At 47.0% G+C, this 5,442-nt stretch carries 2 tRNA genes and 3 rRNA genes; all 5 read left to right on the top strand.

The annotated features are described in order from the left end of the window. Positions 1 to 229: 229 nt before the first annotated feature. Positions 230 to 1,746: ribosomal RNA gene (locus tag ACQWU4_RS19505) — 16S ribosomal RNA — on the top strand. Between the two features lie 199 nt (positions 1,747 to 1,945). Beyond that, positions 1,946 to 2,019: transfer RNA gene (locus ACQWU4_RS19510), tRNA-Ile, on the top strand. Between the two features lie 90 nt (positions 2,020 to 2,109). Beyond that, positions 2,110 to 2,183, top strand: a tRNA-Ala gene (locus ACQWU4_RS19515). Positions 2,184 to 2,341: 158 nt separating this feature from the next. Continuing rightward, positions 2,342 to 5,100: ribosomal RNA gene (locus ACQWU4_RS19520) — 23S ribosomal RNA — on the top strand. Positions 5,101 to 5,288: 188 nt separating this feature from the next. Further along, positions 5,289 to 5,397 (top strand): 5S ribosomal RNA (gene rrf, locus ACQWU4_RS19525). The 16S, 23S and 5S rRNA genes sit together here with 2 tRNA genes alongside, the layout of an rRNA operon. The last annotated feature ends 45 nt before the right edge of the window (positions 5,398 to 5,442 follow it).

Below are 5,442 nucleotides of genomic sequence, written 5' to 3' on the forward strand. Positions count from 1 at the left end.
GGTATTGAAAAGGGAGTTTAAGGTTACTAAAAAAACTTTAAAATTTTCTTTAAAAACATTTGGTCATAAAGAAAAAAACAATTACTTTTGCAACCGCAAATAAGGAACAGAACGACAGAAAAAAGTTCTTTATATAAGCGGAAAGAATAAAGATCATTGACATACAATATAACAACCAAGTAAGGAAAAACTAAAGCGTAAAAAAACTTTGAGAGAGTCGGACAAACATACAATGGAGAGTTTGATCCTGGCTCAGGATGAACGCTAGCGGGAGGCCTAACACATGCAAGCCGAGCGGTAGAGATTCTTCGGAATCTTGAGAGCGGCGTACGGGTGCGGAACACGTGTGCAACCTGCCTTTATCAGGGGGATAGCCTTTCGAAAGGAAGATTAATACCCCATAATATATTAAGTGGCATCACTTGATATTGAAAACTCCGGTGGATAAAGATGGGCACGCGCAAGATTAGATAGTTGGTAGGGTAACGGCCTACCAAGTCTGCGATCTTTAGGGGGCCTGAGAGGGTGATCCCCCACACTGGTACTGAGACACGGACCAGACTCCTACGGGAGGCAGCAGTGAGGAATATTGGACAATGGGTGAGAGCCTGATCCAGCCATCCCGCGTGAAGGATGACGGCCCTATGGGTTGTAAACTTCTTTTGTACAGGGATAAACCTTTCTACGTGTAGAAAGCTGAAGGTACTGTACGAATAAGCACCGGCTAACTCCGTGCCAGCAGCCGCGGTAATACGGAGGGTGCAAGCGTTATCCGGATTTATTGGGTTTAAAGGGTCCGTAGGCGGATCTGTAAGTCAGTGGTGAAATCTCACAGCTTAACTGTGAAACTGCCATTGATACTGCAGGTCTTGAGTGTTGTTGAAGTAGCTGGAATAAGTAGTGTAGCGGTGAAATGCATAGATATTACTTAGAACACCAATTGCGAAGGCAGGTTACTAAGCAACAACTGACGCTGATGGACGAAAGCGTGGGGAGCGAACAGGATTAGATACCCTGGTAGTCCACGCCGTAAACGATGCTAACTCGTTTTTGGTTTTTCGGAATCAGAGACTAAGCGAAAGTGATAAGTTAGCCACCTGGGGAGTACGTTCGCAAGAATGAAACTCAAAGGAATTGACGGGGGCCCGCACAAGCGGTGGATTATGTGGTTTAATTCGATGATACGCGAGGAACCTTACCAAGGCTTAAATGGGAAATGACAGGTTTAGAAATAGACTTTTCTTCGGACATTTTTCAAGGTGCTGCATGGTTGTCGTCAGCTCGTGCCGTGAGGTGTTAGGTTAAGTCCTGCAACGAGCGCAACCCCTGTCACTAGTTGCCATCATTCAGTTGGGGACTCTAGTGAGACTGCCTACGCAAGTAGAGAGGAAGGTGGGGATGACGTCAAATCATCACGGCCCTTACGCCTTGGGCCACACACGTAATACAATGGCCGGTACAGAGGGCAGCTACACAGCGATGTGATGCAAATCTCGAAAGCCGGTCTCAGTTCGGATTGGAGTCTGCAACTCGACTCTATGAAGCTGGAATCGCTAGTAATCGCGCATCAGCCATGGCGCGGTGAATACGTTCCCGGGCCTTGTACACACCGCCCGTCAAGCCATGGAAGTCTGGGGTACCTGAAGTCGGTGACCGTAACAGGAGCTGCCTAGGGTAAAACAGGTAACTAGGGCTAAGTCGTAACAAGGTAGCCGTACCGGAAGGTGCGGCTGGAACATCTCATTTTAGAGCGTCTTTAGACGTTAAACAAAATTAAGTACTTTAAGTACATAGACTTATCTTAAAGTTTAAGCTTTAGTTTTTTATTTGGTTGATATATAAAAAAATACAAAACCCACTAGAAATTAGTATAGGGAAGAGACGGGATGGAAAATGCAGCGGGAGTATATATTACTTATCACTCATTACCCATCACTCATAATGAAGTCTCGTAGCTCAGCTGGTTAGAGCGCTACACTGATAATGTAGAGGTCGGCAGTTCGAGCCTGCCCGAGACTACTAATTTTGAGTACAGGGGTTTGAAAGTATAAGAGACTAAGAGTTATTACTCAGGCTCTCCGACACCTTCACTCACCAACTCAACTAGAGGGGGAATTAGCTCAGCTGGCTAGAGCGCCTGCCTTGCACGCAGGAGGTCAAGGGTTCGACTCCCTTATTCTCCACAGTTTTGGACGACTGGTTTAAAAGTTACGGATGGAGCCAAAAACAACATCTGTTCATCAGTTGAAAAGAAAGACATTAAGATCATTGACATTAACGGTAAAGACATCACAAAGAGAAAACCGAGCGCATAAAAGCGCTTGAGTAACCTAAAAATAGGAAAGAAATCGTTAAGGGCGTATGGCGGATGCCTAGGCTTTCAGAGGCGAAGAAGGACGCGGTAAGCTGCGAAAAGCTGCGGGGATCGGCACACACGAATTGATCCGCAGATGTCCGAATGGGGCAACCCGGCATGTTGAAGACATGTCATCCCTTAGGGGAAGCAAACCCGGAGAACTGAAACATCTAAGTACCCGGAGGAAAAGAAATCGAAGAGATTCCGTAAGTAGCGGCGAGCGAAAGCGGATTAGCCCAAAAGCTTTTATATGTTTAATAGAATGTTCTGGAAAGAACAGCCGTAGAGGGTGATAGCCCCGTATATGAAAGGCATATTTAAGTGATAAATGAGTAGGGCGGGACACGTGAAATCCTGTCTGAATATGGGGGGACCATCCTCCAAGGCTAAATACTCCTGAAAGACCGATAGTGAACAAGTACTGTGAAGGAAAGGTGAAAAGCACTTCGAATAGAAGGGTGAAATAGAACCTGAAACCGTACGCCTACAAGCGGTCGGAGCCCACAAGTTGGGTGACGGCGTGCCTTTTGCATAATGAGCCTACGAGTTAATGTTACTAGCGAGGTTAAGGTATTAAGTACCGGAGCCGGAGCGAAAGCGAGTCTGAATAGGGCGGTTAGTTAGTAGTATTAGACGCGAAACCTTGTGATCTACCCATGGGCAGGTTGAAGCTCTGGTAACACAGAGTGGAGGACCGAACCGGTTGACGTTGAAAAGTCTTCGGATGACCTGTGGGTAGGGGTGAAAGGCCAATCAAACTGGGAGATAGCTCGTACTCTCCGAAATGCATTTAGGTGCAGCGTCGATGTTAAGTTTATTAGAGGTAGAGCTACTGATTGGATGCGGGGGTTTCACCACCTACCAATTCCTGACAAACTCCGAATGCTAATAAATGTTCGTCGGCAGTGAGGGCATGGGTGCTAAGGTCCATGTCCGAGAGGGAAAGAACCCAGACCAACAGCTAAGGTCCCCAAATATATGTTAAGTTGAAGCAACGCGGTTGGACTGCATTGACAGCTAGGATGTTGGCTTGGAAGCAGCCATTCATTTAAAGAGTGCGTAACAGCTCACTAGTCGAGCGGTCCGGCATGGATAATAATCGGGCATAAACATATTACCGAAGCTATGGATTTATACCTTAGGGGTATATCTGGTAGGAGAGCATTCTGTTTGCGCCGAAGCAGTATCGTGAGGTATTGTGGAGCGGACAGAAAAGAAAATGTAGGCATAAGTAACGATAAAGGGGGCGAGAAACCCCCTCACCGAAAGACTAAGGTTTCCTCAGCCATGCTAATCAGCTGAGGGTTAGTCGGGACCTAACGCGAACCCGAAAGGGGTAGTGGATGGACAATGGGTTAATATTCCCATACTTGCTCACGAATAAAGGGGACGGTTCGATGTAGCTACTGGAGACTGACGGAATAGTCAAGGCCTAGCCTTCGGGCGAAGCTGCTGTAGTGTAATTGGATCCAAGAAAAGCCGAAGTGAAGCAACCCGTACCAAAACCGACACAGGTAGTCGAGGAGAGAATCCTAAGGTGCTCGAGTGAGTCGTGGCTAAGGAACTAGGCAAAATAGTCTCGTAACTTCGGAAGAAGAGACGCCAGCAGCAATGCTGGCCGCAGTGAAGAGGCCCAGGCGACTGTTTATCAAAAACACAGGACTCTGCTAAATCGAAAGATGCTGTATAGGGTCTGACACCTGCCCGGTGCTGGAAGGTTAAGGAAGGTGCTTAGGGTTAAACCGAAGGCATTAACTGAAGCCCCAGTAAACGGCGGCCGTAACTATAACGGTCCTAAGGTAGCGAAATTCCTTGTCGGGTAAGTTCCGACCTGCACGAATGGTGTAACGATCTGGGCACTGTCTCAGCCACGAGCTCGGTGAAATTGTAGTATCGGTGAAGATGCCGATTACCCGCAATGGGACGAAAAGACCCTGTGAACCTTTACTATAACTTCGTATTGACTTTGAGTAAGTAATGTGTAGGATAGGTGGGAGGCTTTGAAGCCGGCACGCTAGTGTTGGTGGAGCCAACGTTGAAATACCACCCTTTACTTACTTGGAGCCTAACTTCTTTCAGAAGGACATTGCGTGGTGGGTAGTTTGACTGGGGTGGTCGCCTCCAAAAGAGTAACGGAGGCTTTCAAAGGTACCCTCAGCACGCTTGGTAACCGTGCGTAGAGTGTAATGGCATAAGGGTGCTTGACTGTGAGACCTACAAGTCGATCAGGTGCGAAAGCAGGACATAGTGATCCGGTGGTTCCGTATGGAAGGGCCATCGCTCATAGGATAAAAGGTACTCCGGGGATAACAGGCTAGTCTCCCCCAAGAGCTCACATCGACGGGGAGGTTCGGCACCTCGATGTCGGCTCGTCACATCCTGGGGCTGGAGAAGGTCCCAAGGGTTGGGCTGTTCGCCCATTAAAGTGGCACGCGAGCTGGGTTCAGAACGTCGTGAGACAGTTCGGTCTCTATCTATTGCGGGCGTTAGATGTTTGAGAGGGCTTGATTCTAGTACGAGAGGACCGAATTGAACAAACCTCTGGTGTATCAGTTGTACCGCCAGGTGCACCGCTGAGTAGCTACGTTTGGAAGAGATAAGCACTGAAAGCATATAAGTGCGAAACTCGCCTCAAGATGAGACATCTTTTAAGGGTCGTTGTAGATGACGACGTTGATAGGCTACAGGTGTAAAGCTGGTAACAGCATAGCCGAGTAGTACTAATTACCCGTAGATTTATAGCCTATTGGTTGCTATATCAAAAATTATAGAATAATAAAATACGACAAGTTCTTTTATGCGCAGTAAAGGTTTTGTCTTTGTGAAAGTTTTTATCGATAAAACAGATGTCAGATAAAAGACATCAGATAACAGACTCATCTAATGGATCTGAAATCTGAAATCTATCTTCTGATATCTTATATACCTTCTTTAGGGTGGTTTTAGCGGTGGGGCTCACCTGTTCCCATTCCGAACACAGAAGTTAAGCCCACCAGCGCCGATGGTACTGCGACAAGCGGGAGAGTAGGCCGCCGCCAGTTTTTATTAAAAGTCTCATACAGCATTGTTTGTATGAGACTTTTTTT

This window comes from Chryseobacterium sp. MIQD13 (assembly GCF_050496705.1).
GTDB lineage: Bacteria > Bacteroidota > Bacteroidia > Flavobacteriales > Weeksellaceae > Chryseobacterium.